The organism is Nesterenkonia halobia (genome assembly GCF_039536005.1).
Lineage (GTDB): Bacteria > Actinomycetota > Actinomycetes > Actinomycetales > Micrococcaceae > Nesterenkonia > Nesterenkonia halobia.
Genome location: NZ_BAAAYG010000018.1, coordinates 46,172 through 71,552, shown reverse-complemented (window position 1 = coordinate 71,552; position 25,381 = coordinate 46,172). Strand labels below are relative to the sequence as shown.

General features: G+C 71.8%; 23 protein-coding genes, 1 tRNA gene and 1 rRNA gene. 17 read left to right on the top strand and 8 right to left on the bottom strand.

The annotated features are described in order from the left end of the window. Positions 1 to 133: 133 nt before the first annotated feature. The 4 genes from rrf to ABD652_RS13885 all read left to right on the top strand — a co-directional run bounded on the left by rrf (position 134) and on the right by ABD652_RS13885 (position 1,949). Positions 134 to 250 (top strand): 5S ribosomal RNA (gene rrf / locus ABD652_RS13900). A gap of 212 nt (positions 251 to 462) precedes the next feature. Next, positions 463 to 536 (top strand) — tRNA-Pro (locus ABD652_RS13895). 274 nt (positions 537 to 810) lie between these two features. Beyond that, entirely contained in the window at positions 811 to 1,395 is a 585-nt protein-coding gene (locus ABD652_RS13890; protein WP_344722415.1) for a hypothetical protein, read from the top strand. A gap of 11 nt (positions 1,396 to 1,406) precedes the next feature. After that, positions 1,407 to 1,949 carry a TetR/AcrR family transcriptional regulator gene (locus tag ABD652_RS13885; RefSeq protein ID WP_344722413.1) on the top strand — a complete coding sequence of 181 codons (543 nt, stop codon included), beginning with the start codon at positions 1,407 to 1,409 and terminating at the stop codon, positions 1,947 to 1,949. A gap of 46 nt (positions 1,950 to 1,995) precedes the next feature. Here ABD652_RS13885 and aceB read toward each other — a convergent pair whose 3' ends face one another. Further along, the gene (gene aceB / locus ABD652_RS13880; protein ID WP_344722411.1) at positions 1,996 to 3,600 is read right to left on the bottom strand and encodes a malate synthase A; all 1,605 of its coding nucleotides are present in this window, start codon (positions 3,598 to 3,600) and stop codon (positions 1,996 to 1,998) included. 185 nt (positions 3,601 to 3,785) lie between these two features. Here aceB and uraD point away from each other — a divergent pair, with 185 nt between their 5' ends. From uraD to pucL, 3 genes are all read left to right on the top strand, one after another. After that, positions 3,786 to 4,319, top strand: coding sequence for a 2-oxo-4-hydroxy-4-carboxy-5-ureidoimidazoline decarboxylase (gene uraD / locus ABD652_RS13875; RefSeq protein WP_344722409.1), 534 nt, complete (start codon positions 3,786 to 3,788; stop codon positions 4,317 to 4,319). Beyond that, positions 4,316 to 4,642, top strand: coding sequence for a hydroxyisourate hydrolase (uraH, locus tag ABD652_RS13870; protein WP_344722407.1), 327 nt, complete (start codon positions 4,316 to 4,318; stop codon positions 4,640 to 4,642). Before uraD ends, uraH begins: the two co-directional genes overlap by 4 nt. A 109-nt stretch (positions 4,643 to 4,751) precedes the next feature. Further along, the gene (gene pucL / locus ABD652_RS13865) at positions 4,752 to 5,636 is read left to right on the top strand and encodes a factor-independent urate hydroxylase (RefSeq protein ID WP_344722405.1); all 885 of its coding nucleotides are present in this window, start codon (positions 4,752 to 4,754) and stop codon (positions 5,634 to 5,636) included. Positions 5,637 to 5,800: 164 nt separating this feature from the next. On the opposite strand, the gene ABD652_RS13860 is transcribed toward pucL, so the two are convergent. Together ABD652_RS13860 and ABD652_RS13855 are read right to left on the bottom strand one after the other, a co-directional pair. After that, complete coding sequence (locus ABD652_RS13860) at positions 5,801 to 5,983, bottom strand: hypothetical protein (RefSeq protein ID WP_344722403.1); 183 nt, start codon at positions 5,981 to 5,983, stop codon at positions 5,801 to 5,803. A 219-nt stretch (positions 5,984 to 6,202) separates the two neighbouring features. Next, positions 6,203 to 7,006, bottom strand: coding sequence for an IclR family transcriptional regulator (locus ABD652_RS13855; RefSeq protein WP_344722401.1), 804 nt, complete (start codon positions 7,004 to 7,006; stop codon positions 6,203 to 6,205). A 239-nt stretch (positions 7,007 to 7,245) separates the two neighbouring features. Between ABD652_RS13855 and ABD652_RS13850 the strand changes: the two genes are divergently transcribed. From ABD652_RS13850 to ABD652_RS13835, 4 genes are all read left to right on the top strand, one after another. Then, complete coding sequence (locus ABD652_RS13850; protein ID WP_344722399.1) at positions 7,246 to 8,703, top strand: NAD-dependent malic enzyme; 1,458 nt, start codon at positions 7,246 to 7,248, stop codon at positions 8,701 to 8,703. Beyond that, positions 8,700 to 10,067, top strand: a complete 1,368-nt coding sequence (locus ABD652_RS13845; protein WP_344722397.1) for a DUF6986 family protein — start codon at positions 8,700 to 8,702, stop codon at positions 10,065 to 10,067. The genes ABD652_RS13850 and ABD652_RS13845 overlap by 4 nt, the downstream gene beginning before the upstream one ends. Before the next feature lie 72 nt (positions 10,068 to 10,139). Next, positions 10,140 to 10,991 (top strand): bifunctional allantoicase/(S)-ureidoglycine aminohydrolase, encoded by an 852-nt coding sequence (locus ABD652_RS13840; RefSeq protein ID WP_344722395.1) that lies wholly within the window; start codon positions 10,140 to 10,142, stop codon positions 10,989 to 10,991. A 140-nt stretch (positions 10,992 to 11,131) separates the two neighbouring features. Beyond that, complete coding sequence (locus ABD652_RS13835) at positions 11,132 to 11,467, top strand: hypothetical protein (protein WP_344722393.1); 336 nt, start codon at positions 11,132 to 11,134, stop codon at positions 11,465 to 11,467. A 167-nt stretch (positions 11,468 to 11,634) separates the two neighbouring features. On the opposite strand, the gene ABD652_RS13830 is transcribed toward ABD652_RS13835, so the two are convergent. Beyond that, complete coding sequence (locus ABD652_RS13830; protein ID WP_344722391.1) at positions 11,635 to 13,323, bottom strand: nucleobase:cation symporter-2 family protein; 1,689 nt, start codon at positions 13,321 to 13,323, stop codon at positions 11,635 to 11,637. A 337-nt stretch (positions 13,324 to 13,660) separates the two neighbouring features. On the opposite strand from ABD652_RS13830, the gene ABD652_RS13825 reads away from it, so the two are divergent. The 6 genes from ABD652_RS13825 to ABD652_RS13800 all read left to right on the top strand — a co-directional run bounded on the left by ABD652_RS13825 (position 13,661) and on the right by ABD652_RS13800 (position 20,832). Next, positions 13,661 to 14,497 carry a hydroxypyruvate isomerase family protein gene (locus tag ABD652_RS13825; protein ID WP_344722389.1) on the top strand — a complete coding sequence of 279 codons (837 nt, stop codon included), beginning with the start codon at positions 13,661 to 13,663 and terminating at the stop codon, positions 14,495 to 14,497. A gap of 51 nt (positions 14,498 to 14,548) precedes the next feature. Then, the gene (locus tag ABD652_RS13820; RefSeq protein WP_344722419.1) at positions 14,549 to 15,535 is read left to right on the top strand and encodes a 2-hydroxy-3-oxopropionate reductase; all 987 of its coding nucleotides are present in this window, start codon (positions 14,549 to 14,551) and stop codon (positions 15,533 to 15,535) included. A 181-nt stretch (positions 15,536 to 15,716) separates the two neighbouring features. Further along, positions 15,717 to 17,498 carry a glyoxylate carboligase gene (gcl, locus tag ABD652_RS13815; protein WP_344722387.1) on the top strand — a complete coding sequence of 594 codons (1,782 nt, stop codon included), beginning with the start codon at positions 15,717 to 15,719 and terminating at the stop codon, positions 17,496 to 17,498. Between the two features lie 97 nt (positions 17,499 to 17,595). Next, the gene (gene allB / locus ABD652_RS13810) at positions 17,596 to 18,975 is read left to right on the top strand and encodes an allantoinase AllB (protein ID WP_344722385.1); all 1,380 of its coding nucleotides are present in this window, start codon (positions 17,596 to 17,598) and stop codon (positions 18,973 to 18,975) included. Between the two features lie 124 nt (positions 18,976 to 19,099). After that, positions 19,100 to 19,744 carry a hypothetical protein gene (locus ABD652_RS13805; RefSeq protein WP_344722383.1) on the top strand — a complete coding sequence of 215 codons (645 nt, stop codon included), beginning with the start codon at positions 19,100 to 19,102 and terminating at the stop codon, positions 19,742 to 19,744. Between the two features lie 149 nt (positions 19,745 to 19,893). Next, positions 19,894 to 20,832 (top strand): LysR substrate-binding domain-containing protein, encoded by a 939-nt coding sequence (locus tag ABD652_RS13800; RefSeq protein ID WP_344722381.1) that lies wholly within the window; start codon positions 19,894 to 19,896, stop codon positions 20,830 to 20,832. Between the two features lie 27 nt (positions 20,833 to 20,859). Here the strand turns inward: ABD652_RS13800 and ABD652_RS13795 are convergent, their stop codons facing one another. From ABD652_RS13795 to ABD652_RS13780, 4 genes are all read right to left on the bottom strand, one after another. Then, positions 20,860 to 22,200 carry an MFS transporter gene (locus ABD652_RS13795; protein ID WP_344722379.1) on the bottom strand — a complete coding sequence of 447 codons (1,341 nt, stop codon included), beginning with the start codon at positions 22,198 to 22,200 and terminating at the stop codon, positions 20,860 to 20,862. Further along, the gene (locus tag ABD652_RS13790; RefSeq protein WP_344722376.1) at positions 22,200 to 23,294 is read right to left on the bottom strand and encodes an MBL fold metallo-hydrolase; all 1,095 of its coding nucleotides are present in this window, start codon (positions 23,292 to 23,294) and stop codon (positions 22,200 to 22,202) included. Before ABD652_RS13790 ends, ABD652_RS13795 begins: the two co-directional genes overlap by 1 nt. Before the next feature lie 201 nt (positions 23,295 to 23,495). Next, a complete protein-coding gene (locus ABD652_RS13785) occupies positions 23,496 to 23,969 on the bottom strand; it encodes a peroxiredoxin (RefSeq protein ID WP_344722374.1) in 474 nt (157 codons plus the stop codon). Positions 23,970 to 24,069: 100 nt separating this feature from the next. Continuing rightward, the gene (locus tag ABD652_RS13780; protein ID WP_344722372.1) at positions 24,070 to 25,380 is read right to left on the bottom strand and encodes a DUF4032 domain-containing protein; all 1,311 of its coding nucleotides are present in this window, start codon (positions 25,378 to 25,380) and stop codon (positions 24,070 to 24,072) included. Position 25,381 lies beyond the last annotated feature (1 nt).

Below are 25,381 nucleotides of genomic sequence, written 5' to 3'. Positions count from 1 at the left end.
TTGTTGGTGGGGGTGTGGGTGGTGTGTTGGATAATGGTATAGAGCAGTGATTTTTGGCAGCCACCGTGTGTGGTGGTTGTTCGTGTGACTCGCCCTGCCCCCTGGTTTGTTGGGGGTGTGTGGTGGTTAGAGTTACGGCGGTCATAGCGTGGGGGAAACGCCCGGTCCCATACCGAACCCGGAAGCTAAGATCCATTGCGCCGATGGTACTGCATGCGGAAGCGTGTGGGAGAGTAGGTCACCGCCGGACACCCTTTGAAGGGTGACGCCCGTGCTCCTCCGGAGCTGGATGGGCGGTGCAGCGAGGATGCTGCACCGACGAGCCCACTTCAGTTCGGAGTCGAGCACGGGCGTCATCTGCATCAGGCCCGATCGTCGGGCCCGCCGTTTTGGCGACAGCGTCGGCGAACCGGTAATATAGGTTCTCGCGTGAGGGCTGAGGCCCGGAGCGCGGAGCACCTCCGGGGTGTAGCGCAGCTTGGTAGCGCGCCTCGTTCGGGACGAGGAGGTCGCAGGTTCAAATCCTGTCACCCCGACAGAGAGAAGGGGCTCGGTCTGTGGACCGGGCCCCTTCGTCGTGTCCGGGCCCGTGTCGCTGCGCTCGGCGCCGGCCGGGCCCCGGTCGGGGGCGTCGAGCCGTCCGACGTCCGGGCTCGGGCCGGCTGAGCGTGTCGTTCGCCGACAGATATCCTGGAGACCTGCAGGCCATCACCCCCGAATCGAGGAGACGTCATCAGCTCCGATCTGAGCAGATCCCGGGACTCCGGTCCTGAGCAGCGGCGCCCGCGGCGAGTCCAGATCCTGGCGGCCGTGGGTGTCTTCCTGGTGCTGGGCACGCTGCTCACCGTGCTGATGCTGCCCGACCCGTGGGCCTGGGCTGCAGGAGCTATCTTCGGTCTGGCCGGCGGCGCGGCCGCCTTCGGGATCCTGAGCACCGTCGAACAGTCCGATCGGCGTCGGGCGCTGCGCCGCCGCAGCGAGCAGCAGCGGCTGCGCGACGGACTGGCAGAGGTGGACGAGATGCTGCGCACCCGGTCGGGGCGGCTGCCGCCCTCGACTCAGGGCCAGCTGCGCATGATGACCGTCGGTCTGGAGGAGATCGTCGAGCGCTGGGAGGATCTGGAGCGTCTGCCTGAGCAGCAGGAGGGGGTGCGCCGCACGGTGGAGTCCCATCTGCCGCGGACCATCGAGCTCTTCCTCGCGCTGCCCGACGAGGACAAACCGCGCCACGCGCAGGAGTTCAAGGCGCAGGTCGGCCTGCTCGCCGAAGCGGTCGCGAAGACGCGCGACACTGTCGTCGCGAAGAACCTCCAGGCGCTGCAGACCAACCGGTGGCTGCTCGAGGAGTCGCTGGGCGACCCCGACGAGACGCTCTTCCGCGAGAACGGGCTCTGAGGCGAGCCCGCGTGGCGCTGACTGAAGAGCGTATCGTTGCGACCGCGCATGCCCTGCTGGTCGACCGCGGGCTGCCGGATCTGACCATGCGGCGCATCGCCGCCGAGCTCGACGTCCGGCCCGGGGCGCTCTACTACCACGTCGACAGCAAGCAGCAGCTGCTCGCCCGGATCGCCGCCCGCGTGCTGCGCCCGCTCCAGGCGCCGGCGCCGGATGAGGACCCGCGCGAGCTGATGGAGCGATTCCGCCGTCTGGTGCTGCCGCTGCGCGACGGCGGGGACCTCATGCTGGTCGCCTTCGGGCTCGACCCGCGGCTGCCGCCCGTCCCCGGCCTCGTCGGACAGCTGACCGCCCGCGGGTTCGACGAGGACGACGCCGAGCGGCGGGCCGCGGCCGCGGTGCGGCTGAGCCTCGGGGCGGTGGCCGTGGAGCAGAACGCCGCGCTGCTGCGGGCCGCCGACCCGCAGTCGGCCGACGACGCGGCCCGGGAGGCCGCCCGCCGTGCCGCCGAGGACCGGCTGCACGTCCGCGGCATCGACCTGCTCCTCGGCTGACGCGGAGGCGGCCTCCCGGGCACGCCGCCTCCGCGCCTCGTCCGGCTCAGTCGAGGAGGTCGTAGGCCGGCAGCGTGAGGAACTCCGCGAACTGCTCGGCGTCCAGCACCAGCTGCCGGACGACGTCGGCGGCCGGCAGCACGTGCCGACGGAACGCCGCGGCGTCGTCGATCTCCTCGCGCAGGCGTGCGACCTCCTCGTCGAGCAGCTCGGCGACCAGCTCAGCGGTGATGGTCCGGCCGGTGTCGGCGGCGACGGTGCCGTTGTGGATCTGCTGCCACACCTGCGACCGGGAGATCTCGGCCGTGGCGGCGTCCTCCATCAGGTCATGGATGGCGACCGCTCCGTTGCCCGAGAGCCAGATGGCCGTGTAGTAGACGGCCACGTAGAGGTTGGTGCGCACCCCCTGCTCGGTGACGTCTCCTTCGGCGGCGCCGACGGCCAGCAGGTCGTCGGCGCCGACGGCGACGTCCTCACGCGTGCGGTCGATCTGATTCGGACGGCCGTCGAGGACCGCGTCGAACTCGGCGAAGCAGTGCTCGACCAGATCGGGATGGGCCAGCCAGGAGCCGTCGAAGCCGTCGGCGGCCTCGCGCCGCTTGTCCTCGCGGACCTTCTCGATGGCCCGGGCGGTGACCTCGGGCTGTCGCCGATTCGGGATGACCGCGGCCATGCCGCCCATCGCCATGGCCCCGCGCCGGTGACAGGTGGCCACCAGCAGCTCGGTGTAGGCGCGCATGAACGGCTGGGTCATGCCCACCTGGGCGCGGTCCGGCAGCACGTACTGCTCACCGGCGGTGCGGAACTGTTTGATCAGCGAGAACAGGTAGTCCCATCGGCCGGCGTTGAGCCCCGACGCATGGTCGCGCAGCGCGTGGAGGATCTCGTCCATCTGGAACGCCGCGGGGATCGTCTCGATCAGCACTGTGGCGCGCACTGTGCCGTGCGGCAGCCCGAGCGTCTGCTCGGCGTGGCTGAAGATCTCGTCCCAGAGGGCGGCCTCGCGGTGATGCTCGATCTTCGGCAGGTAGTAGAAGGGCCCGACGCCCTGGTCATGCAGCCGCTGGGCGTTGTGGAAGAAGTGCAGCCCGAAGTCCACCAGAGCTCCGACGGCGGGACGGCCGTCGATCTCGATGTGCTTCTCCGGCAGATGCCAGCCGCGCGGGCGCATGATCACCGTGGGCGCGTCGACGTCGTCGCGGACCCGGTATTCCTTGCCCTCCGGCGAGACGTGCTCGAGGTCACCGCGAGCGGCGCGGTACAGGTTGTGCTGGGCCTCGACGAGGTTCTCCCACGTCGGGGAGAGCGCATCCTCCAGACAGGCCAGCCAGACGCGCGCGCCGGAGTTCAGCGCATTGATCGCCATCTTCGCCGGCGCGGCCGGCCCGGTGATCTCGGCCCGCCGATCCTGCAGCGCCGGAGGGTGCTCGGCCACCTGCCAATCGCCCTCGCGGATGGCACGCGTCTCCGGCAGGAAGTCGAGCCGCCCGGTGCGGGCGGCCTCCTGCCGCAGCTGGACCCGGGCGTCCAGCAGTTCGTCGCGGGTGCCGGCGAAGCGGCGATGGAGGTCCTCGACGAAGGCCAGCGCCTCGTCGGTGAGGATCGCCGCCGCGGCGGCGTCGTTCTGGGGCTGTCGAGCGGTGATCGTCATGAGCTGTTCCTCCGTGTCTCGGGTCCTCGGGGCGGGCGGGGCGGACGGTCCTGCAGGCATCGCCGGCGACGCCCGACTCCACCCCGCGCCCAGTATCCACTATGCGGAAGTTCACGTCCAGATCACGGATTGCATGATGTGATGTGCTTGACATGGTCGGGTGGTCGGCGCCAAGGTTGCGTAAAGTGAAAGTGATTGTCCGCGATTCGAAAGTCGAGGGGTCGATGACGCTCGAGGAGTTCAACCGACTCGAGGCCGAGGAAGCCGGCGCGATGATCCGCCCGTGCCTCGACGTCGATCGCTGGGTCCGGGCTGTGGTCGAGGCGCGTCCCTATCGCGACGTCGAGGCCTGCACCGTCGCGGCGCGGCAGGCGGCGCATCCGCTGCGTCCGGAGGAGATCGAGGCCGCGCTGGCCCAGCATCCCAGGATCGGGGAGCGCCGGGAGGGCGCCTCGGCCGAGGCCCGCCACTCGAGTCGCGAGCAGGCCGGCCTCGGCGACGCCGACGCCGCCGTCGAGGAGCGCCTGGCCGCCGGCAACGCCGCCTACGAAGAGCGCTTCGGCCGGGTCTTCCTCATCCGGGCGGCCGGCCGCGACCACCGCGAGATCCTCGCCGAGCTCGAACGGCGCCTGCGCCAGGACCCTGAGGACGAGCTCGCCGAAGTCGGCGAGCAGCTCGAGCAGATCGCCGCACTGCGGCTGGAAGGACTTCTCCGATGAGCTTCATCACCGCTCATGTGCTCGACTCCACCAGCGGTGCTCCCGCCGCAGGCGTCGACGTCGAGCTGCGCGCCGCCGACGGCGCGCTCCTGGCCGAGGCGCGGACCAACCAGGATGGTCGCGTCCCCGAGCTCGGCCCACAGACCCTGGAATCCGGCGACTACCGGATCACCTTCCGAACGGGAGCCTACTTCGCCGCACGGGGGCAGGAGCACTTCCACCCGTCGGTGACCGTGGACTTCACCGTGCAGCCGGGGGAGGAGCACTATCACATCCCGCTGCTGCTGAGCCCGTTCGCCTATTCCACCTATCGCGGCAGCTGACCCAGGAGTCGACGGGTCGACGGCGCGCTCCGGGCGAGGACAGCCGCCCGGGCGTGCGTCGAGCCGACGGCGGCCGCCGCGCGGCCTTCTTCGAGAACAGGAGCAGACGATGAGCGCAGTGAAGCTCATGAGCAACCAGTACGGCAAGGCGGAGAACCGCGTGGTCCGGGTGTACCGGGACGCCGCACGCCACGAGCTGCGGGACCTGAACGTCTCCTCGCAGCTGCACGGGGACTTCCAGGCCGCGCACACCGAAGGGGACAACGCGCATGTGGTCCCCACCGACACGCAGAAGAACACCGTCTTCGCCAAGGCGAAGGAGGAGGGGATCCGGTCTCCGGAGCAGTTCCTGCTGACGCTCGCCGATCACTTCACCTCCTCCTTCGGCTGGGTCACCGGCGGCCGCTGGTCCGCCGAGGAATACGGCTGGTCGCGGATCGACGGGCATGATCACTCCTTCTACCGCTCCGAGCCGGAGGTGCGCACGGCGGCTCTGCTGCGCGACGGCGCGGCCAGCGAGCTGGTCTCGGGCTTCTACGGGCTGACAGTGCTCAAGACCACCGAGTCCGGCTTCGTGGGCTATCCGAAGGATGCGTACACGACGCTGCCGGAGACCGAGGATCGGATCCTGGCCACCGACATCTCCACCCGGTGGCGTCTGAGCACCACCGACGTGGACTTCGACGCGGTCTACCGGAAGGTGCGCGGGATCATCCTCTCGACCTTCACCGACCACTACTCCAAGGCGCTGCAGCACACGCTGTACCAGATGGGCGAGAACGTGATCGACGCCGTCGACGAGATCGACGAGATCCGCTTCTCCTGCCCCAATAAGCATCACTTCGCCTCGGACCTCTCGCCCTTCGGCCTGGAGAATCCCAACGAGGTCTTCCACGCCGCGGATCGGCCCTACGGGCTGATCGAGGCGAGCATCGCCCGCGAGGGGGCCGCGGAGCGTCCGGACGTCTGGGCCGGCGTGGCCGGGTTCTGCTGAGTCGCCGCAGACCGCCCGGCCGGCGCTGGGGCGCCGGCCGGGGGTGAAAGCACAGAGGGCTCCGTCCCGAGGGTGGTCTCGGGGCGGAGCCCTCATGCTGTGCGGTCGGCGGTCGGCGGTCGGAGCCTCGGCGGCGAGGCCCTGGGTCCATCGGCCGCTCCCGGTCAGCGGCACTGCGGCAGGTGCGATCGCAGTCCCGGGATGCGGCAGATCAGCGGGGACGCCGCGGGCGTCGGTGCGGCCGGCGTGACGGCCGGATGCAGGAAGAAGTCCGGGTCGTCGCCGCCCTCGGCAAGGGCCTCTCCGGCGTCGTGCGGCTGCGGGTCGTGTGCTGGCGTGGGTGTCATGGAACGTCCTCCGGCCCCGGCGGGACTGCCCGCCTAGTTTCGCAATGCGGAATGATGATTCCGGATGGTGAGTCCAGTATCCGGCCCGCAGGGTCGGCGGTCAAGAGGTCGTGGCGACTCGGGACGCCTCCCCGCGGGCAGGGCGGGATTGGGCGGAGCGGGGTCGGGCGGAGGGGCGGGGCGGGCGATGCCGGGCGCCGGCGGGGCGGCGCCCGGAGGTCAGGCCTGGGCCAGCGCCTCGGAGATCTGCTCGGCGCAGCGCCGCAGCAGCGGGACGGCGCGGTCGGCGAAGTCGTCGTCCACGCGGCTCGTGGGGCCGGAGACGGAGATCGCCAGCGGCGTCGGCGCATCCGGCACGGCGGTGGCGAAGCAGCGCACGCCGAGCTCCTGCTCCTGCTCGTCGACGGAATAGCCGCGCTCGCGGATGCGGGCGAGCTCGTCCTCCAGCGCCTCGAGCGACCGGAGGCTGTGCTCGGTGTGCGGCGGCATCCCGGCGGTGGAGACGATCTGACGGACCTGCTCGGCGGGGAGCTGGGCGAGGATCGCCTTGCCCACGCCGGTGTCGTGGGTGTGGGCGCGGCGGCCGACCTCGGTGAACATGCGCATCTGGTGCGGCGAGGGCGCCTGGTCCACGTAGACGACCATGTCGCCGTCGAGGGTGGCGACGTTGGCACTCTCGCCGAGCTGCTCGACGAGCGTCCGCAGATGCGGGCGGGCGATGGCGCCGAGCTGGCGGCCGGCCAGCTCGCCCAGGCGCACGAGCTCAGGCCCCAGTGCGTAGCCGCGGTCGGGCAGCTGGCGGACCACGCCGACGCCGAGCAGAGTCTTCAGCAGGCGGTGGATGGTCGGCATCGGCAGGTCGACGACGGCGGCCAGCTCGCTGAGCGTGGTGCGGCCGCCCGAGGCGGCGATCACCGACAGCAGGTCGAAGGCGCGCTCGACGGACTGGACTCCGCCGCGCGCCGGCCGGTCGGCGGAGCTGTTCGGCTCGGCGGGGACGGCGTCCGGGGTGCTGCTGGCCATGGCGTCGGCGTCCTCCTGGTGTTCGGGGTGGAGGGGCGCGGCGTGCTGCACCGGCTCCCTGGTCGAGTCTCCGTGATCGAGTCTATCCGGTGTCCCGGAGCTGTCCCCGGCCGCATGCGGCGGGGCAGGCTGGACCTCGAGGTGTGGTCTGAGTCATGGGAGTGCTAGTGTTTTCGTATTGCAGACAGTAGCATCCGTATCGTGGAAGCTAGATCATCGTCGATCGGAAGGCCCCTCTCATGACACAGCCGAGCCCCGGACACTCCATCACGCTGCGGGTGTCCATACCCGCCGGACCGGCGTCGGCCACGGACCTGGTGGCGGCCGTCGCCGGCACCGGTGCGGCGCTGACCGCGTTCGACGTCGTCGAAGCCGCCCAGAACGAGCTGCTCGTCGACGTCACCTGCGACACCCTCGGCGCCGAGCACGCCGCCGAGGTCGCCTCCGCGCTCACCGCCCTGGAGGGGGTGACGGTGAAGAAGTCCTCGGACCGCACCTTCCTGGTCCACCTCGGCGGCAAGCTCGAGTCGACGCCGAAGGCGCCGATCCGCACCCGCGACGACCTCTCCCGCGCCTACACCCCCGGCGTCGCGCGCGTCTGCCGGGCGATCGCGGAGGACCCCGCCGACGCCCGCCGGCTGACCATCAAGCGCAACACCGTCGCCGTGGTCACCGACGGCTCGGCGGTCCTCGGACTCGGCGACATCGGCCCCGAGGCGTCCATGCCCGTCATGGAGGGCAAGGCGGTGCTCTTCAAGGAGTTCGCCGGCGTCGACGCCTGGCCGGTCGCCCTGGACGCCCGCGACACCGAGGAGATCATCTCCATCTGCAAGGCGCTGGCCCCGGCCTACGGCGGGATCAACCTCGAGGACATCTCCGCGCCGCGCTGCTTCGAGATCGAGGCCCGGCTGCGCGAGGAGCTCGACATCCCGGTCTTCCACGACGACCAGCACGGCACGGCGATCGTCACGCTGGCCGCGCTGACCAATGCGCTGACCGTCGTGGCCAAGCAGATCCAGGACGTGCGCATCGTGGTCTCCGGCGCCGGGGCGGCCGGGCACGCGGTGGTGCAGCTGCTGCAGGCCGCCGGGGCGCGGCACATCGTCGTCTGCGGCCGCCACGGCGTGCTGGACCCGGAGGCCGACCACGCGGATCCGCACCGTGCCTGGCTGGCCACGCACACCAACCCCGACGGCGTCACCGGCACGCTGAAGGAGGCCGTCGTCGGCGCCGACGTGTTCATCGGCGTCTCCGCGCCGAACCTGCTCGACGGCGACGACATCGCCGACATGGCCGACGACGCGGTGGTCTTCGCGATGTCCAATCCGGACCCCGAGGTCGACCCGGGCGTGGCCGGACGCACCGCCGCGGTCGTGGCCACCGGTCGCAGCGACTTCCCGAACCAGATCAACAACGTGCTCGCCTTCCCCGGCTTCTTCCGCGGCCTGCTCGACGCGGAGGCCTGCGACATCACCGACGACATGCTCGTCGCCGCCGCCGAGGCCATCGCCGGGTGCATCTCCGCCGAGGCGCTGAACCCGCATCACATCATCCCCTCGGTCTTCGAGCAGGGCGTCTCCGAGCACGTCGCCGCCGCCGTGGCGGAGGCCGCGCGCCGCGACGCCGTCCATCGCCGGGGTGCCGCGGCGGAGTCCGCCGACCCTGTCCCCGCCCTCGCCGAGGGGGTGATCGCATGAGCGCCGGCAGCCCTCGACGGGTGCTCGGGGAGGACCTCCTCGGGCGCCTGGACGCCGAGCTGGCGGGGGTCGACGCCGAGCTGGCCGCCCAGCACGACGGCGTCGCCGCGCCGCAGCCGGTCCACACGGTCTACGTCCCCGCCGACGCCTGGCATCCGGGGCTCGCCGCCGAATGGGGCGAGCGCGCGCTGGCCGCCGTCGAGCGGCACGGCGGCATGCAGGCGCTGGCCGAACGCGTGCTCCGCGCCGCCGCGCAGGAGCCCGGAGCGGTGCGCGGAGTTCCGACGCCGCCGGACTCGCCGGCCGGCGAGTCCGCCCACGAGCAGGAGGCCGCCGGACTGGCCGACGCCGTGGTCGCCAAGCTGCACACTGAACCGATCGAGGACCTCCGGCTGGACTTCGAGGACGGCTTCGGCGAGCGGAGCGACGAGGAGGAGGACCACTGGGCCGCCGAGACCGGCCGCCAGGTGGGCCGGGCCCTGCTCGGCGACTCGGCCCCGCGCCGGATCGGCCTGCGGATGAAGTGCCTCGAGGCGCCGGTGCGGCGTCGCGCGCTGCGGACCCTGGACCTCTTCGTCGGCCAAGTCCTCGAGACCGCCGCGGCCTGGCCGCGCGGTCTGGTGATCACCCTGCCCAAGGTCAGCACCGTCGAGCAGGTCTCCGCGATGGTGGAGGTCTGCCGCACACTGGAGCGGGCCCACGGACTGGGCGACGGAGTGATCGGCTTCGAAGTGCAGGTCGAGACGCCGCGGCTGATCCTCGGCCCGACCGGCGAAGTCACCCTGGCTCCGGCGGTGCGCGCCGGAGAGGGGCGGATCACCGGACTGCACTACGGCACCTTCGACTACAGCGCGGCGCTGGGCGTCCCGGCCGAGCAGCAGGCGCCGGACCACCCCGTGGCCGACGTCGCCAAGCACCAGATGCTGCTGGCCGCCGCCGGGACCGGCGTGGAGATCTCCGACGGCGCGACGAACGTGCTGCCCGTCGGCGACGACGCCGCAGTGCAGGCCGCCTGGGATCTGCATGCCGGACTGGTGCGACGTCAGCTGCAGCACGGCATCCGGCAGGGTTGGGACATGCACCCCCATCACCTGCCCACTCGGCACCTGGCCACATTCCACTTCTTCCGCCGCGGCTTCGGCCCGGCGGCCGCCCGGCTGCGCGCCTATGTGCGCCGGGAGGACGGCGCGGTGCTCGACGAGCCGGCGACGGCGAAGGCGCTCGCCGACCACATCCGCCGCGGGCTGGACTGCGGGGCGCTGGCCCTCGGCGACCTCGAGCGCAGCGTCGGCATCGACGTCGACGAGCTGGAGCGCCTCGTGCGCACCGGGCGGACGAGCCCTCACGCGGCGACGCCGGTGTGAGCTCCCCGCCGAGTCCGCCCCGTCACCCGCCGAGCCCCGAACCGCACCTCACCGGAGGAAGGAAGTCCCCTCGTGGCAGACCACCGAGACGACCCCGAGGCGGCGACGGCCGCCGCGACCGGCTACTACGCCCCGCACGGCGGCCACCCGCCGCAGACCGACCTGCTCACCGATCGCGCCCGGGTCACCGAGGCCTACACGGTGATCCCGCGCGGAGTGCTGCGCGACATCGTCACCACAGTGCTGCCCGAATGGCGCGAGACCCGCGCCTGGGTGCTCCATCGGCCGGTGGCCGGCGGCGCGGTGACCTTCTCGCAGACGATCCTCGAGGTCGCGCCCGGGGGCGGATCCGACGCTCCGGAGCCGCAGCCGGAGGTCGAGGGCATGCTCTTCGTCATGGAGGGGGAGCTGACGCTGACCCTCGACGGCGAGGAGCATCGGCTCGGCCCCGGCGGCTACGCCTTCGTGCCGCCGGCGGCGGCCTGGCGTCTGCGGGCGACCGGCGCGCAGCCGGCGCGGCTGCACTGGCTGCGCAAGCGGCACCAGCCGCTGGCCGACCGCCGGCCGCGCGCCGTCGTCGGCCACGAGCAGGACGTCGAGCCGAGTCCGATGCCGGGCACGGAGGGTCGCTGGCGCACCACGCGGCTGCTGGATCCCGCGGACCTGGCCTATGACATGCACGTCAACATCGTCACCTTCGAACCGGGGGCGACGATCCCCTTCGCCGAGACCCATGAGATGGAGCACGGCCTCTACGTGCTGCAGGGCAAGGCCGTCTACCGGCTCAACGAGGACTGGGTGGAGGTCCAGGAGGGCGACTACCTCTCGCTGCGGGCGTTCTGCCCGCAGGCCTGCTACGCCGGCGGGCCGGGTCCCTTCCGCTATCTGCTCTACAAGGACGTCAATCGCCAGGTGGTGCTCTGAGGCGCGCCCTGCCGTCGTCCTGCGGCAATCGCCGGCCGAGATGAGGCCCGGGTCGCCACGATCGGAGGCCCGGGCCTCGTCGCGTGTCCGGATGCGCTGGCCGAGTCTTCATCCTCGAGGGCCCACATGATCAGCGGAACTTGCAGCGGGAGCCGGGTCAGCGCGAGGGCGCGCCGGAGGCGGCGGCTCGGGGAGGGGCCGCGCCGGACGACCGCACGGTGGGCGTCGACGGCCATCTGCACGTTCGCCGGGAAGACGGCGACCAGGAGCGCCGCCGCGGCACGTCCCGCGAGGCGGCGCGTCGTGGGGTTCAGCATCCCGACCGCGCAGGCCAGCTCCGCGGCCCCGGAGAGGTGCACCAGCGCTCGCCGGTGCGCGAGGCCGCGGGGGACGATCGGCTCGAAGATCTGTGGGCGCACGATGTGCAGCGTGCCGGAGACGAGGAAGGCGGCAGTCACGGCTCGTCGTCCGCGTGAGGGGTGTGCCATGCCGCCAGTCTCCCAGAGCGCGGGCCCGCTCGGGCGAGGCCTCCGTCGGACACTCCCGACGGGGCCGGAGGCCTCCTGAGGCGCCGGCATCGGGGAGGGCGGGAGATCATCCGGCCCTCGCCCGACGTCGGACGGTGGTCCTGGGGCGGGAGCGATCACCGTCGGCGGCGGAGACCTGCGACGTTCCCGCCCTCGGGCGCCGCGACGGTTCCGGGGCTCCCCGGCCGCTGCGGCGACGCCGGGGCCTCCTGGTCCTGCTGAGGCTGCTCGCCGTCGGCGAGCACGAGGGGGATCTGGCTGGTGTCGGTGATCTCGCCGCACTCGATCTTCTCGCGGACCTCGTCGAGCTTGTCGTCGGGGATCAGCGGGATCTCCTCGCCGTCGCAGTCGACGAACCGTCCGTCGAGGAACACGTCGCCCTCGCGCAGGTCCCGGAGGTCGGTGGGCGAGAGCACGCGCACCGGCTTCGCGGCGAAGACCGAGGGGTCGCGGGAGTTCCCGGCGCTGAGCTCGTTGAACAGCAGGTTCAGCAGCACCGCCATGATCGCCGCCGAGGAGATCCCGGAGTGGAAGATGGTCTGGAACCAGGCGGGGAAGGCGTCGTAGAAGTCCTCCTTCACCACGGGGATCATCGCGAAGGCCAGCGAGACGGAGACGATGATCAGGTTCATGTTCCCCTCGTAGGAGACGCTGCGCAGGTTGCGGATCCCGGAGCCGGTCACCGTGCCGAACAGCACGACCCCGGCGCCGCCGAGCACCGGCATCGGGATGGCGGAGATCACCTGGCCCAGGATCGGCATCAGCCCCAGGGACACCATGATCGCGCCGCTGCCGGCGACGACGAAGCGGGACTTCACCCCGGTCAGCGCGACCAGTCCGACGTTCTGGGCGAAGGCCGACTGGGTGAAGGAGCCGAACAGCGGGGCGGCGGCGGAGGAGAGCATGTCCGCCCGGAGGCCGTCGGCGATCCGCCGGCGGTCGACCGGCGTGCCGATGATCTCGCCGACGGCGATGATGTCCGCCGCGGTCTCGGTCTTGATCACCAGGATCACGATGGTCATCGAGATGATCGAGGCGACGTCGAAGGTCGGCATGCCGAAGGCCAGCACCTCCGGCACGGCGACGGGCGCGCCGCTGCCGATGTCGCCGAAGTCCGCCATCCCCAGCGCGGCTGCGACGGCCGTGCCCCCGATCAGGCCGAGCAGGATGGACAGCCGGGACAGCGTGGCCGAGCCGACCTTGCTGAAGAGCAGGATGATCGCGAGCGTGCCGAAGGCCAGCGCGATGTTGGCCGGCGAGCCGTAGTCTCCGGCCTCGGCGTCGCCGCCCATGGCCCAGTCCGCCGCCACCGGCACCAGGGTCAGGCCGATCGAGGTGATCACCACGCCGGTGACCACCGGCGGGAAGAAGCGGATGATCCGCGCGAAGAAGGGGGCCACCACGAAGCCGATGGCGCTGGCGGCGATGATCGAGCCGAACACCGTGGTCAGGTCGTTGCCGGGGCCGGCGAGGATCGCCAGCATCGTCGAGACCGCGGCGAAGGACACGCCCTGCACCAGCGGCAGCCGGGAGCCCAGGAAGGGCACGCCGATGCTCTGCAGCAGAGTGGCCAGGCCGCCGACGAACAGGCTGGCGGTGACCAGCAGTGCGGAGCGTTCCGGGCTCAGTCCGGCGGCGCCGCCGATGATCAGCGGGACGGCGATCAGGCCGCCGTACATGGTCAGCACGTGCTGCAGGCCGAACGTCGCCAGGCGGCTCACGGGCAGCCATTCGTCCTCGGGGCGGTCCGAGGAGCGGGGGATGGTTCGGCGTCCTCGGGCGGATCGGGGAGTCGTCTCACTCATCGTCGAGCACCTTTCCGGGGTGTCTGCGGGGCGGGATCTCGCGTCGCGTCGCCGGCCGGGACGGTTCGGAGCGCCGGCGGCGGACTCGTCGTCGAGCGCGACGTCGCGGCGTGCGGGAGAGGTCTCCGCCGTCGACGCTGACATTCCGCGATGCGATATTCATGTTTCGTATAGTGACGAAGTGTATCCCAGGTCACATCCGGCGGGTCAATAGGGTCGAGCGGCGCATGCGGCATCCGGGGTGGTTGACCTGGGTCACGCCGCCCCGTAGCCTGTTCTCACGTTGCGGAGTTGAAGTTCCGCACAGCGGAAACACACGAATCGCCCAGGAGGACTCATGACGACGCGGATGGACTTCACCTCGCCCGACAGCTACCTCGTCAACTGCTCGACCCTGCTGACCGAGCACCCCGTCCTCGACCGGGCCGACGCCGCCGCCCGCGCGGGCTTCTCCCGCGTGGAGTTCTGGTGGCCCTTCGACGGCGAGCCCCGCCCGGCCGACGCCGCCGTCGACGGCTTCATCGCCTCGCTCGCGGCCGCCGGGGTCTCGCTGGAGGGGCTGAACTTCTGGGCCGGGGCCATGGCCCAGGGCGACCGCGGCATGGTCTCGGTCATCGGCCGCCGCGACGAGGTCGCCGACAACGCCGCGATCGTCGCCGAGATCGGCCGGCGCACCGGATGCACGGCCTTCAACGCGCTCTACGGACTCCGGCAGGACGGCCAGGACCCGCAGGCCCAGGACGAGCTGGCCGTGGAGAACCTGGTCACCGCCGCCGAGGCCGTCGCCCCCATCGGCGGCACCGTGCTCGTCGAGCCGGTCTCCGGCGCGGAGTCCTACCCGCTGAAGACCGCCGCCGACGCGCTCGCCGTCGTCGAGAAGGTCCGCCGGGCCGGTGCGACCAACGTCGCGCTGCTGGCCGACTTCTTCCACATGGCGGTCAACGGCGACGACGTCGCCGCGGTCATCGAGCAGCACGCCCGGGAGTTCGGCCACGTGCAGATCGCCGACGCCCCGGGCCGCGGCGCGCCGGGCACCGGCGAGCTGCCGCTGCAGGAGTGGGTCGAGCTGGCCTACGACCGCGGCTACGCCGGCCCGGTGGCCCTGGAGTACAAGCAGGAGCAGGAGACCGCCTTCGACTGGCTCCGCCAGCCGGCCGGCTCCCCGCAGGGCTGAGCCCCGCGGACGGCGGCCGCCTCCCGCTCCCGCGCACCGCGTCCGCACGCGCTGCGCACCCCTGAACACCCCGCCCGCCGCCGGCGACGTCCGGCGCGGCACTCGTCGAGAGGACTCGAACTCATGAGCAAGAACATCGCCGTCATCGGACTCGGCATCATGGGCCTGCCGATGGCCACCAACCTGGTCGGCGCCGGCTTCGCCGTCACCGGCTACAACCGCTCCCCGGAGAAGACCCGGGCCCTGGCCGAGGCCGGCGGCACCGCCGCGGACTCGATCGCCCAGGCCGTCGCCGGGGCCGACGTCATCATCACCATGGTCCCGGACTCCCCGGATGTGGAGGCCGTGCTCACCGGCGAGGACGGCATCCTCGCCCACGCCGAGGCCGGTGCGCACTGGATCGACGCCTCGACGATCCGGCCCGACACCGCCATCGCCCTGTCCGCGCAGGCCCGGGAAGCCGGACTCAAGCCGCTGGACGCCCCGGTCTCCGGCGGCGAGCAGGGTGCGATCGACGGCGCGCTGTCCATCATGGTCGGCGGCGAGCAGGCCGACGTCGACGCGGTCCAGGACGTCCTCGACGCGGTCGGCAGGACCATCGTGCGCGTGGGCCCCTCGGGCTCCGGCCAGACCGTCAAGGCCGCCAACCAGCTCATCGTCGCGGTGAACATCCAGGCGCTCGCCGAGGCCGTGGGCTTCCTGGAGGCCTACGGCGTCGACACCGCCGCGGCGCTGCAGGTCCTCGGCGGCGGGCTGGCCGGCTCCAAGGTGCTCGACCAGAAGGGGCAGAAGATGCTCGACCGCTCCTTCGACCCGGGCTTCCGCCTGCAGCTGCACCACAAGGACATGGGCATCGTCACCTCCGCGGCCCGCGAGGCCGGCGTGGCGACGCCCCTGGCCGCCTCGGTGGCCCAGCTGGTCGCGGCCACCGTGCAGCAGGGCAACGGGCACCTCGACCACTCGGGGCTGTTCACGCTCGTCGAGCAGCTCTCGGCCGTGCCCGCGGAGACCGCGGAGAGCAGCGGGGCCGCGGCCTGAGCCGACGGCGGTTCCGGTCGCCCCGTCGACGCCTCTGCGTCGGCGCCGGCGGGGTGCCCCGGCTCGCCGCTCGTCCACCATCCGGCTGAGCTCCCCGCGGCGTCGCAGCCGCGTTCCAGCCATGTCCGACTCACGTTCCACCCCCGTCAGCACAGACGACCCACACAGAAGGAGGCGCGCGATGACACGGATGCGCGCAGTTGATGCGATCGCCCTCATCCTGGAGAAGGAGGGCTCCGTGGAGACCTTCGGCCTCCCCGGCGCGGCGATCAACCCGCTGTACTCGGCGATGAGGGCCCACGGCGGGATCCGGCACACCCTGGCCCGCCATGTGGAGGGCGCCTCGCACATGGCCGACGGCTACACGCGGGCCGCACCCGGCAACATCGGCGTCTGCATCGGCACCTCGGGCCCGGCCGGCACCGACATGATCACCGGTCTCTACGCCGCCCAGGCCGACTCCCAGCCGATCCTGTGCCTCACCGGCCAGGCGCCGGTCGCGGTGCTGGACAAGGAGGACTTCCAGGCGGTGGACATCGCCTCCATCGCCGAGCCGCTGACCAAGATGGCCACGACGGTGCTGGAGGCCGGCCAGGTCCCCGGCACCTTCCAGAAGGCCTTCCAGCTGATGCGCTCCTCGCGTCCGGGCCCGGTGCTCATCGACCTGCCGCTCGACGTCCAGCAGACGGAGATCGACTTCGACATCGACACCTACGAGCCGCTGCCGGTGACCACGCCGCGGGCCACCGCGGCCCAGGCCGAGAAGGTCCTGGACATGCTCGCCGAGGCCGAGCACCCGCTGATCATCGCCGGCGGCGGCGTGCTCAACGCCGACGCGGCCGAGCAGCTCGTCGAGCTCGCCGAGCTGCTGGACGTCCCGGTCTCGCCGACGCTGATGGGCTGGGGCGCGATCCCCGACGACCACCGGCTGATGGCCGGCATGGTCGGCATCCAGACGCACACCCTCTATGGCAACGCCAGCTTCCTGGAGTCGGACGTCGTCCTGGGGCTGGGCAATCGGTGGGCCAACCGTCACACCGGCGACCTGGAGACCTATCGGACCGGCCGGCGCTTCATCCACGTCGACATCGAGCCCACCCAGATCGGCCGGGTCTTCGCCCCGGACTACTCGGTGGTCTCGGACGCCGGCGCGATGCTGGAGGCTCTGCTGGCCGCCGCGCGACGGCGCCTCGAGGCCGGATCCGGACTGTCGTTCGGCGACTGGGCCCGCCGCTGCGCCGAGCGCAAGGGCACCCTGCAGCGCAGGACGCACTTCGACGACGTCCCGATCAAGCCGCAGCGCGTCTACCAGGAGATGAACGCGGCCTTCGGGCGCGAGGCCACCTACGTGACCACGATCGGCCTCTCGCAGATCGCCGGCGCGCAGATGCTGCACGCCTACCGTCCGCGCTCCTGGATCAACGCCGGTCAGGCCGGCCCGCTCGGCTGGACGGGCCCGGCGGCCCTCGGCGTCGCGAAGGCGGCGCCGGACCGGCAGGTCGTCGCGCTCTCGGGCGACTATGACTTCCAGTTCATGGTCGAGGAGCTCGCCGTCGGCGCCCAGCACCGGATCCCCTACGTCCACGTGGTCGTGAACAATTCGTACCTGGGGCTGATCCGTCAGGCTCAGCGCGGGTTCGAGATGGACTTCGAGGTCTCGCTGGCCTTCGAGAACATCAACGCCTCCGGTCCCGCGGCCGGATATGGTGTCGATCACGTCGCCGTGGCCGAAGGGCTGGGCTGCAAGGCGCTGCGCGTCGAGGAGCCGGGGCGCATCGGCCCGGCCTTCGCCGAGGCTCGCGAGCTGGCCGAGGAGCACCGGGTGCCGGTCGTCGTCGAGATCATCCTCGAGCGGATCACCAACATCTCGATGGGCGCCTCGCTGGACGCGATCAATGAGTTCGAGCCGATGGCCGAGAGCCCCGAGGACGCGCCGACCGCGCTGGTCGCGCTGCAGTCGTGACCGTGCCCCCGCCGGGCCGTCGCGGCCGCTGCGCGGTGCGATGGACGGGCGGGGAGGTCCGGCGGGCGGAAGCACGGCGAGCACAGGAGGAGTGACCATGACACAGAGCATCCGAGACACGGTCGACGGCGCCGTCTCCGGCGGGCGGACCGTCCATGAGCTGGTGATCCGCGCCGAGCGGGCCCTGCTGCCCGAGGGCTGGGCCGCCGTGGAGATCGGCGTGACCGAGGGCCGCATCGTCGCCGTCGCCGCCGCCGGCGCCCGGCTGGCGGGGGAGCGGCGGATCGAGCTCGCCGCGGACGAGGTGCTGCTGCCCGGACTCGTCGACAGCCATGTCCACGTCAACGATCCCGGCCGCAGCGAGTGGGAGGGCTTCGCGACCGCGACCCGCGCCGCGGCCGCCGGGGGCGTGACCACGCTGATCGACATGCCGCTGAACTGCCTGCCCCCGACGGTCGACGTCGACGCGCTGGAGACCAAGCGTGCCGTCGCCGCCCCGGCGGCGCACGTCGACGTCGGCTTCTGGGGCGGGGCGACCCCGGGGAGCACGGCGCAGCTGGCGCCGCTGCACGAGGCCGGAGTGTTCGGCTTCAAGTGCTTCCTGGAGCACTCCGGCGTGGACGAGTTCCCGCATCTGGAGCCCGAGGAGATGGAACGGGACATGGCGGTGCTCGCCGAGCGGGACTCGCAGATGATCGTCCACGCCGAGGACAGCCGCACGCTGGCCGACGCGCCGACCGCATCCGGGCGGCAGTATCGCAGCTTCCTCGAGTCGCGGCCGGAGGAGGCCGAGCATGTGGCGATCGCCGCGGTGATCGACGCCGCCCGACGCACCGGCTGCCGAGCGCACATCCTCCATCTCTCCGCGGCCGGAGCGCTGGAACAGATCGCCGCGGCCCGCGCCGAGGGCGTGCGGCTGACCGTCGAGACCTGCCCGCACTATCTGGTACTGGCCGCCGAGGAGATCGCCGACGGCGCGACCACCCACAAGTGCTGCCCGCCGGTCCGCGAGGGGGCCAACCGGGATGCGCTGTGGCAGGGCCTGCTCGACGGCACCATCGACTGCGTGGTCTCCGACCATTCGCCCTCCACCCCGGAGCTGAAGGAGGTGGACACCGGGGACTTCGGCACCGCCTGGGGCGGGATCTCCTCGCTGCAGCTGGGCCTGCCGCTGCTGTGGACTGCGGCCCGGCGGCGGGGCATCGGCCTGGAGCAGGTGGTGCGCTGGATGTCCTCCGGCCCGGCCGCCGTCGCCGGCGTCTCCGGCAAAGGATCGATCGTCGAGGGCGGCGACGCCGACTTCGCGGTCTTCGCTCCGGAGCGGGAGTGGACGGTGGAGGCCGCCGAGCTGCGGCATCGTCATCCCCTCACCGCCTACCAGGGGTGGCCGGTCCAGGGTGCGGTCACCCGCACGATCCTGCGCGGCGACGAGGTGGACGGGGCGCGGCCCCGCGGACGGCTCATCGAGCGGTCCTGACAGCTCGTCGGCGCCGCGTGCGGGGCGTCGGGCCGAAGTGGCATGACGTGCCGGCGCGGCGTAATGTGCATGGGCGAACGACCCGCGGTCGGCACCGCGGCCACGCGAGCAGAAGGGGACGATCATGGCTCAGCGCGCGGAGCGCCCGCAGGATCCGCCGCCCCGGCAGACCGCGTCGGACGCGCGGCGTCCGCCGCGGGAGGGGAAGGCCACGTCATCGGCGAGCACGGGACGCAGAGCGGCGGCGGCCGGGGCCGCGCTGCTGGCGCTGCTCTCCGCCGGCTGCGCGACCGGCGAGTCGCCCGCCGCGGACGGCTCGGCCTCCGCGCAGACCGCGGCGGCCGAGCCCGACGCTTCGGAGAGTCCGTCGCCGAACGGATCTGCCGAGGCGTCGTCCGAGGCTCCGGCAGAGGGTGAGCAGAGCGCGCTGTCCGTCGAGCAGGTCGGCTCGGAGCCGTATGGGCTGACCACCGAGCAGCGGCCGTCGGGCACGACGGACGACGTCTCCGGGCGGCTGATCGTCGGACCGGGCGGCCACCTCGCGCTGGTCTCCGCGGATCAGCCGCAGCTGCTGGTGTTCGGCGACGACGCCGAGTTCACGCTGCGCGGCGACCGTCCCTCGGTGACGGCGCCCGAGCTCGGCACGCTGGAGGTCGGCCGGCAGGTCGAGCTCTCCGCCGTCGAAGTGCCCACGAGCACGCTGGACGGCGTGCCGGCCGGGCGCCTGCAGGGGGCCGCCGAGACGGCGCTGGTCGTCGTCGCCGAGTGACGGCGCCGCCTCGGTCGCGTCGGAGGTGATTCGTCCCCGGGGGCGGGTCTGGCTACGCTGGACGGCAACAGATGCCGTGGAGCCGGCCCCGTCGGGGCCGGGCCTCTCGGTGCCCGAGCACCGGAGTTCACGACGCGAGGGGGCGGAGCATGGAGCCTTTTCGGTTCACCCTGCGCCAGCTGCAGCACTTCATCGCTGCGGCGGAGGCGGGCACGGTGACCGCGGCCGCCGCGGACGCCAGCATCTCGCAGGCCGCGATGTCCCAGTCGTTGAGCGAGCTCGAACGGGCGGTGGGGCAGCAGCTCATGGTCCGCACCCGCTCGCAGGGGATCCAGCTGACCTCCGCGGGGCGCCGGTTCCTCTCGAACGCGCGGGAGATGGTCGGTCGCGCCGCCGACGTCCAGCAGGAGATGGCCGACCGGTCCGGACGGCTCATCGGTCCGCTCGACCTCGGATGCTACACGGCGGTCGCCCCGTTCTGGGTCCCCTTCATCGCCGAGCGATTCATCCAGCCCCATCCTGACGTCTCCGTGCGCATCGTCGAGGGGGACGGCAAGGAGCTGCAGCAGGAGATGCTCGACGGGCGCTTCGACGCCGTCATCACCCATACCGCGCACCTCGTGGAGGGGGTTGACCATGACGTGATCCGTCGAGGCCGCGGGTATGCGCTGGTGCCGCCCTCGCATCGCCTGGCTTCCCGCGAGACGGTCGCGGTCGCCGAGTTCGGCGACGATCCCTTCGTGCTGCTGGACGTCCCGGCGGTCCGTGAGACGCAGATTCCGAAGCTGCGGGCGGCGGGCCTGGAGCCGAACATCCAATGGCGGTCGTCGAGCTTCGAGGCCGTCCGCGGACTCGTCGGGCGGGGTCTCGGCTGGAGCGTCCTGGTGCAGCGACCGCCGGTGGACGTCTCCTACGACGGGCTGCCGGTGGTCCCCGTGCCGCTGAGTGACTTCGAGCCGAGCGACATCTGCCTCGCCCATGTGCGCGAGCGTCGCAGCCGGCGGCTGCAGGAGCTCATCGCCCTCTGCCGCGCCGAGGGCGCGCGGCTCGACGAAGAGTATCCGCCGAGCCGCGCGCCCGAGAGGTGAGGTGGTCTGCGCGGAAGGGCTCCGCCCTCAGCGCATCTCGCCCTCCAGGTCCAGCTCGCGGCCCTCTCGCGTGCCGAGGATGGCCGCGACGGCGATCAGGAACACGACGATCCAGGTGACGGTGAGCAGCCACAGGGAGCCGCCGGCGAGGGCGACGATCCCGGTCGCGAGCATGGGGGTGAAGCCCGCGCCCACCGTCGACGAGAGCTGGTAGACGAGCGAGGAGCCGGTGTACCGCACGCGGGTGGGGAAGAGCTCGGCGCAGAAGGCGCCGAACGGGCCGAAGATGGAGCCCTGCACGATGCCCTGGGTCAGGATCAGCGCGAGGGCGAAGGCCCAGAGCGCCCCGAGGTCGAGCAGGGTCATCACGGGGAAGGCCAGGGCCGCGCCGCAGAGCATGCCGGTGATCATGATGGGGCGGCGGCCGATCCGGTCGGAGAGCCGCGAGGCGAACCAGATGACGACCACTGTGCAGGCGGCGCCGAGTGCCTTAACCCAGAGCGTGTGGGTGGAGTCGAGGCCCTGGTCGAGGACGTAGGACAGGCCCCAGACGGTCATCAGGCCCTGCACCGTGTAGGAGCTCATGCCGGCGATCACGCCGAGGACGAGGCCCCTCGGGTGGCGAGTGACGATCTCGAGGAGCGGAGCCTTGCGCTCCTCGGCCTTCTCCTCGAGACGGGCGAACAGCGGCGACTCGTGCACTTTGAGGCGCACGAGGAGCCCGATGAGCACCAGCACCGCGCTGAACAGGAACGGGATGCGCCAGCCCCAGGCGATGAACTGGTCGTCCGGAAGCATGGTGAACAGCGAGACCATGATGGTCGCGAGGATGGCCCCGGCCGGACCGCCCATGTTCGCGAAGCTGGCGGCGAATCCGCGGCGCGACGAGGGGGCGTGCTCCAGGGCGATCAGCATCGCCCCGCCCCATTCGCCGCCGACGGCGAGTCCCTGGATCACGCGGAACACGGTCAGCAGGATGGGCGCGGCGACGCCGATGGCCGCCGTCGGCGGCAGCAGGCCGATCGCGAAGGTGGTCGCTCCCATCAGCAGCATCGTGGTGACCAGCACGCCCTTGCGGCCGAGCCGATCGCCGAAGTGTCCGAAGACCGCTCCGCCGAGCGGGCGGGCGACGTAGCCCGCCGCGAGGATGGTGAAGGAGAGGAAGGTCCCCAGCGTGGCCGGCATGTCGGTGAAGAAGACCTGGCTGAAGACGAAGGACGAGGCGGTGGCGAAGAGGATGAAATCGTAGAACTCGATCATCGACCCCAGGAAGCTGGAGGCGAGGATGCGTCGCATCATCGTGGTGTTGAGCGACGTGGAGATCTCGTGATTTCGGGGGTCATGCGTCTGGGCGGCTTCGACGGACATCAGCGAACACCTGCTTTCGGGGCCTCCGGAGCGTGGTCCGTCTGCTCGGAGGAGAGGGCTATCGTCGTCAGATCATCGGGCACCTGGAAGCGTCCGGAGAACGTCCGGGCCAGCTCGTGCCAGCGTTCGCGGAGAGTATGGCCCGGGACGAGGTGGTGCAGGGCGAGGTGCGCGGCGCCGGCGCGCTCGGCGACGTCCACGGCCTGCTCGGGGCTGGTGTGGGACTTGCGGTGGTGGTCGATCGACGCGCGGGCGGTCTCGTCGGGGTGTGCCCCGTAGCGGGACTCCACCCAGTCGAAGTCGATCGCCTCGTGCAGCAGAAGGTCGGTGCCCCGGGCGAGCGTGACCAGGTTGTCGGTGGCGGTGGTGTCCCCGGAGATCGTGACCGAGCCCTCCGCGGTGTCGAAGCGGAAGGCGAAGGCCGGGGCGATCGGCGGATGCTCGACGAGGATCGCGGTCACCGTCACCAGCTCGTCGCGGTGGATCACGAACGGGGCCATCCCGGCCGGGGTGGGATTCGTGTTCGGGTGGTATCCGCTCTCCTCGGGGATGGGGATGTCGGTGATCGAGAAGCAGTCCAGCGGGGAGGGGCGCAGCGCGTCGAGCACGCGGTCGTTGACGTCGGTGGCGTAGGCCTGCACGAGAGAGCGCACCATGCCGGTGATGCCCGGCGTCGGGTTCTCCGGGAACACCGGGGCGGGCGGGACCTCGGCGCGGGGCGAGGCCGGCGGGAGGGCTCCGCGCTCGCCGGGGCCGAGGATCCGGATCGGATCCAGCATCGCCGGATCGCGCTCGTAGAGGCCCATCAGCAGCAGGCTCGGGAGGTCGACGGTGTGGTCGGAATGCAGATGAGTGATGAACAGCCCACGCATGTCCTGGAGGGCGAGGCCCGCCTTCTCCAGCTGGCGGCCGACGCCGAGGCCGGCGTCGACCAGGTAGAAGGCGTCTCCGACGACGACGGCGGTGGCGATCCCGTGGCGGTGGCCGGTGCGGCCGGCGCGGCCGTCGGCGCCGGACGGCCACCAGCGCGGGCCGCCGGCGGTGCCGAGGGTGATGACGTGCGGCTGCAGGCTGGTGTGCGAGGAGGTGTGCACATGAACTCCTTCGTCAGGTGGCGGGGAGCGGCGCCGCGGAGCTGCGGCGTGATGCATACCACTGTGACGGGGCTCATGGCAGAAGTGAAACGGATTTATCCGATGGTCATCATCGGCCATCCTTATAAAGTGGGTCCGCGGCGGTGCGGATCGCCGGAGACTGCGGCGGCCCGCAGGTCGCGCGTCGGTCCTGACTCCGGGTCAGGCGCCCAGCGTCTCGCGCAGCGCGGCGACGTGGCCCTGGGCGTCGACGTCGTACTCCGCATGGGTCAGCACCCCCTGGCGGTCGACGACGAACGTCGAGCGCCGGGTGATCGTGCGGGGCGTGCCCTCGATGGTCTTCTCCCCGCGGGTGCCGTAGGCCTCGGCGACGGCGCCGTCGGCGTCGGAGAGCAGCGGGAAGGTCAGCGCCTGGTCTGCGGCGAAGGAGCGCAGCGCCTCCGGCTCGTCGGGGGAGACGCCGAGCACGCGGTAGCCGGCGGCCTGCAGCGAGCCGAGGGTGTCGCGGAAGTCGCAGGCCTCAGTGGTGCAGCCCGGCGTCGCGGCCTTCGGGTAGAAGTACACGATCACCCCGCGCTCGGCCTGCGCGGTCTCGTCGGCCAGTGAGACGGGGCGGTCGGAGGCGTCCGGCAGGGTGAAGGCGGGGGCCTGCTGGCCGGTCTGCAGCGTCGTCATGGATCTCTCCTCGTCGTGGGGTGATGGGCCATGTCAGCCTATCGTGATGCGGAACAGTGATCTCGTTGTGCGAGATCCTGTGACGCCGGAGCGGTCCGGCTCAGTACCAGGCGGAGTCGTCCTCGCCGACGACGTCGATCGGGCCCGACTCCGGGGCGCCGCGCTCCATCTGCTCGATCACGTCAGTCGGCGGGTCGATCATCAGCGTGGCCTCGTCGCGGTAGGTGCGCAGCACTTCGTCGATGAAGCTGGGCAGCGCATCGGTCAGCGCGACGTCGTGGCCCTGCTGCTCGGAGAGCTTCCACCGATGGTCGATCAGCTGGTGCATCAGCTCGGCCGGCTCCAGCTTGTCGCGCAGCTCGCGGGGGATCTGGGCGATGATCGGCTGGAAGACCTGCTGGGTCCACATATGCGCGGCGACCGCCTCGTCGCCGTGCGGGTCGTGCTGGGCGCGATAGGCGTCGATGGCGCCGAGCAGCCGGCGCGCCTGGTTCTCCTGCACATCCAGCCCGGTCAGGTTCATCAGTCGGCGCTGGTGGTGGCCCGGGTCGACGACCTTCGGACGCAGCAGCAGCTTCCCGTCGGCGCTGGCCGAGCGGATGTCGTACTCCTCGACGTCGAAGCCCAGCTCGTTGAGCCGCCGGATCCGCTCCTCCACCAGCCACTGCTGGTCCGGATCGAAGGCGGTGTCGCCGGTGAGCTCCTGCCAGAGCCCGCGGTAGGCGTCGATGAACTGATACGAGGTCGCCACCGGATCGACGTCCTCGTCGATCATGCCGCCCTCCATCAGGTCCATCAGTTCGCCGGCGATGTTCACCTGGGCGACGTCGAGGTCGTACTCGCGCTGGCCGGTGGACAGCTCGGGGTGCAGCTCGCCGGTCTCGGCGTCGACCAGATAGGCGGCGAACTTGCCGGCGTCGCGGCGGAAGAGCGTGTTCGACAGCGAGACGTCGCCCCAGTAGAAGCCGATCAGGTGCAGCTCGACCATCAGCAGCGCCTGCGCATCGATGAGCCGGTGCAGCGTCTCCTTGCGCATCATCTGGTTGAACACTGCGCGGTAGGGCAGCGAGAAGCGCAGATGCCGGGTCACCAGCGCCGGCGTCAGCTCCGAGCCGTCCTCGGCGGCGCGGCCGTTGACCTCGGCCACCGGCTTCACGCAGGGTGCGCCCAGCCGCCCCAGGCGGCGCAGCATCCGGTACTCGTGCCGCGCGGCCCGCTCGGAGGTCTCCTTGATCGCGATCACCGAGCCGCCCAGATAGGCGAAGCGGACGATGTGCCGCGAGATGCCGCGGGGCAGCGCGGCGAGGACGTCTTCGGGCCACTCCTGCAGCGGCAGCTGCCACGGCAGATCCAGCAGCTCCTGGGGGATGGTGCCCGAGGCGGTCAGGCTCAGGCCGGGGACGGTGGTCACA

What these genes read in the sequence shown, in the direction of transcription:
- aceB (WP_344722411.1), bottom strand. Translation starts at nt 3,600, where the DNA reads ATGACGATCACCGCTCGACAGCCCCAGAACGACGCCGCCGCGGCGGCG.
- uraH (WP_344722407.1), top strand. Translation starts at nt 4,316, where the DNA reads ATGAGCTTCATCACCGCTCATGTGCTCGACTCCACCAGCGGTGCTCCC.
- pucL (WP_344722405.1), top strand. Translation starts at nt 4,752, where the DNA reads ATGAGCGCAGTGAAGCTCATGAGCAACCAGTACGGCAAGGCGGAGAAC.
- ABD652_RS13860 (WP_344722403.1), bottom strand. Translation starts at nt 5,983, where the DNA reads ATGACACCCACGCCAGCACACGACCCGCAGCCGCACGACGCCGGAGAG.
- ABD652_RS13855 (WP_344722401.1), bottom strand. Translation starts at nt 7,006, where the DNA reads ATGGCCAGCAGCACCCCGGACGCCGTCCCCGCCGAGCCGAACAGCTCC.
- ABD652_RS13850 (WP_344722399.1), top strand. Translation starts at nt 7,246, where the DNA reads ATGACACAGCCGAGCCCCGGACACTCCATCACGCTGCGGGTGTCCATA.
- ABD652_RS13845 (WP_344722397.1), top strand. Translation starts at nt 8,700, where the DNA reads ATGAGCGCCGGCAGCCCTCGACGGGTGCTCGGGGAGGACCTCCTCGGG.
- ABD652_RS13830 (WP_344722391.1), bottom strand. Translation starts at nt 13,323, where the DNA reads ATGAGTGAGACGACTCCCCGATCCGCCCGAGGACGCCGAACCATCCCC.
- ABD652_RS13825 (WP_344722389.1), top strand. Translation starts at nt 13,661, where the DNA reads ATGACGACGCGGATGGACTTCACCTCGCCCGACAGCTACCTCGTCAAC.
- gcl (WP_344722387.1), top strand. Translation starts at nt 15,717, where the DNA reads ATGACACGGATGCGCGCAGTTGATGCGATCGCCCTCATCCTGGAGAAG.
- allB (WP_344722385.1), top strand. Translation starts at nt 17,596, where the DNA reads ATGACACAGAGCATCCGAGACACGGTCGACGGCGCCGTCTCCGGCGGG.
- ABD652_RS13805 (WP_344722383.1), top strand. Translation starts at nt 19,100, where the DNA reads ATGGCTCAGCGCGCGGAGCGCCCGCAGGATCCGCCGCCCCGGCAGACC.
- ABD652_RS13800 (WP_344722381.1), top strand. Translation starts at nt 19,894, where the DNA reads ATGGAGCCTTTTCGGTTCACCCTGCGCCAGCTGCAGCACTTCATCGCT.
- ABD652_RS13795 (WP_344722379.1), bottom strand. Translation starts at nt 22,200, where the DNA reads ATGTCCGTCGAAGCCGCCCAGACGCATGACCCCCGAAATCACGAGATC.
- ABD652_RS13785 (WP_344722374.1), bottom strand. Translation starts at nt 23,969, where the DNA reads ATGACGACGCTGCAGACCGGCCAGCAGGCCCCCGCCTTCACCCTGCCG.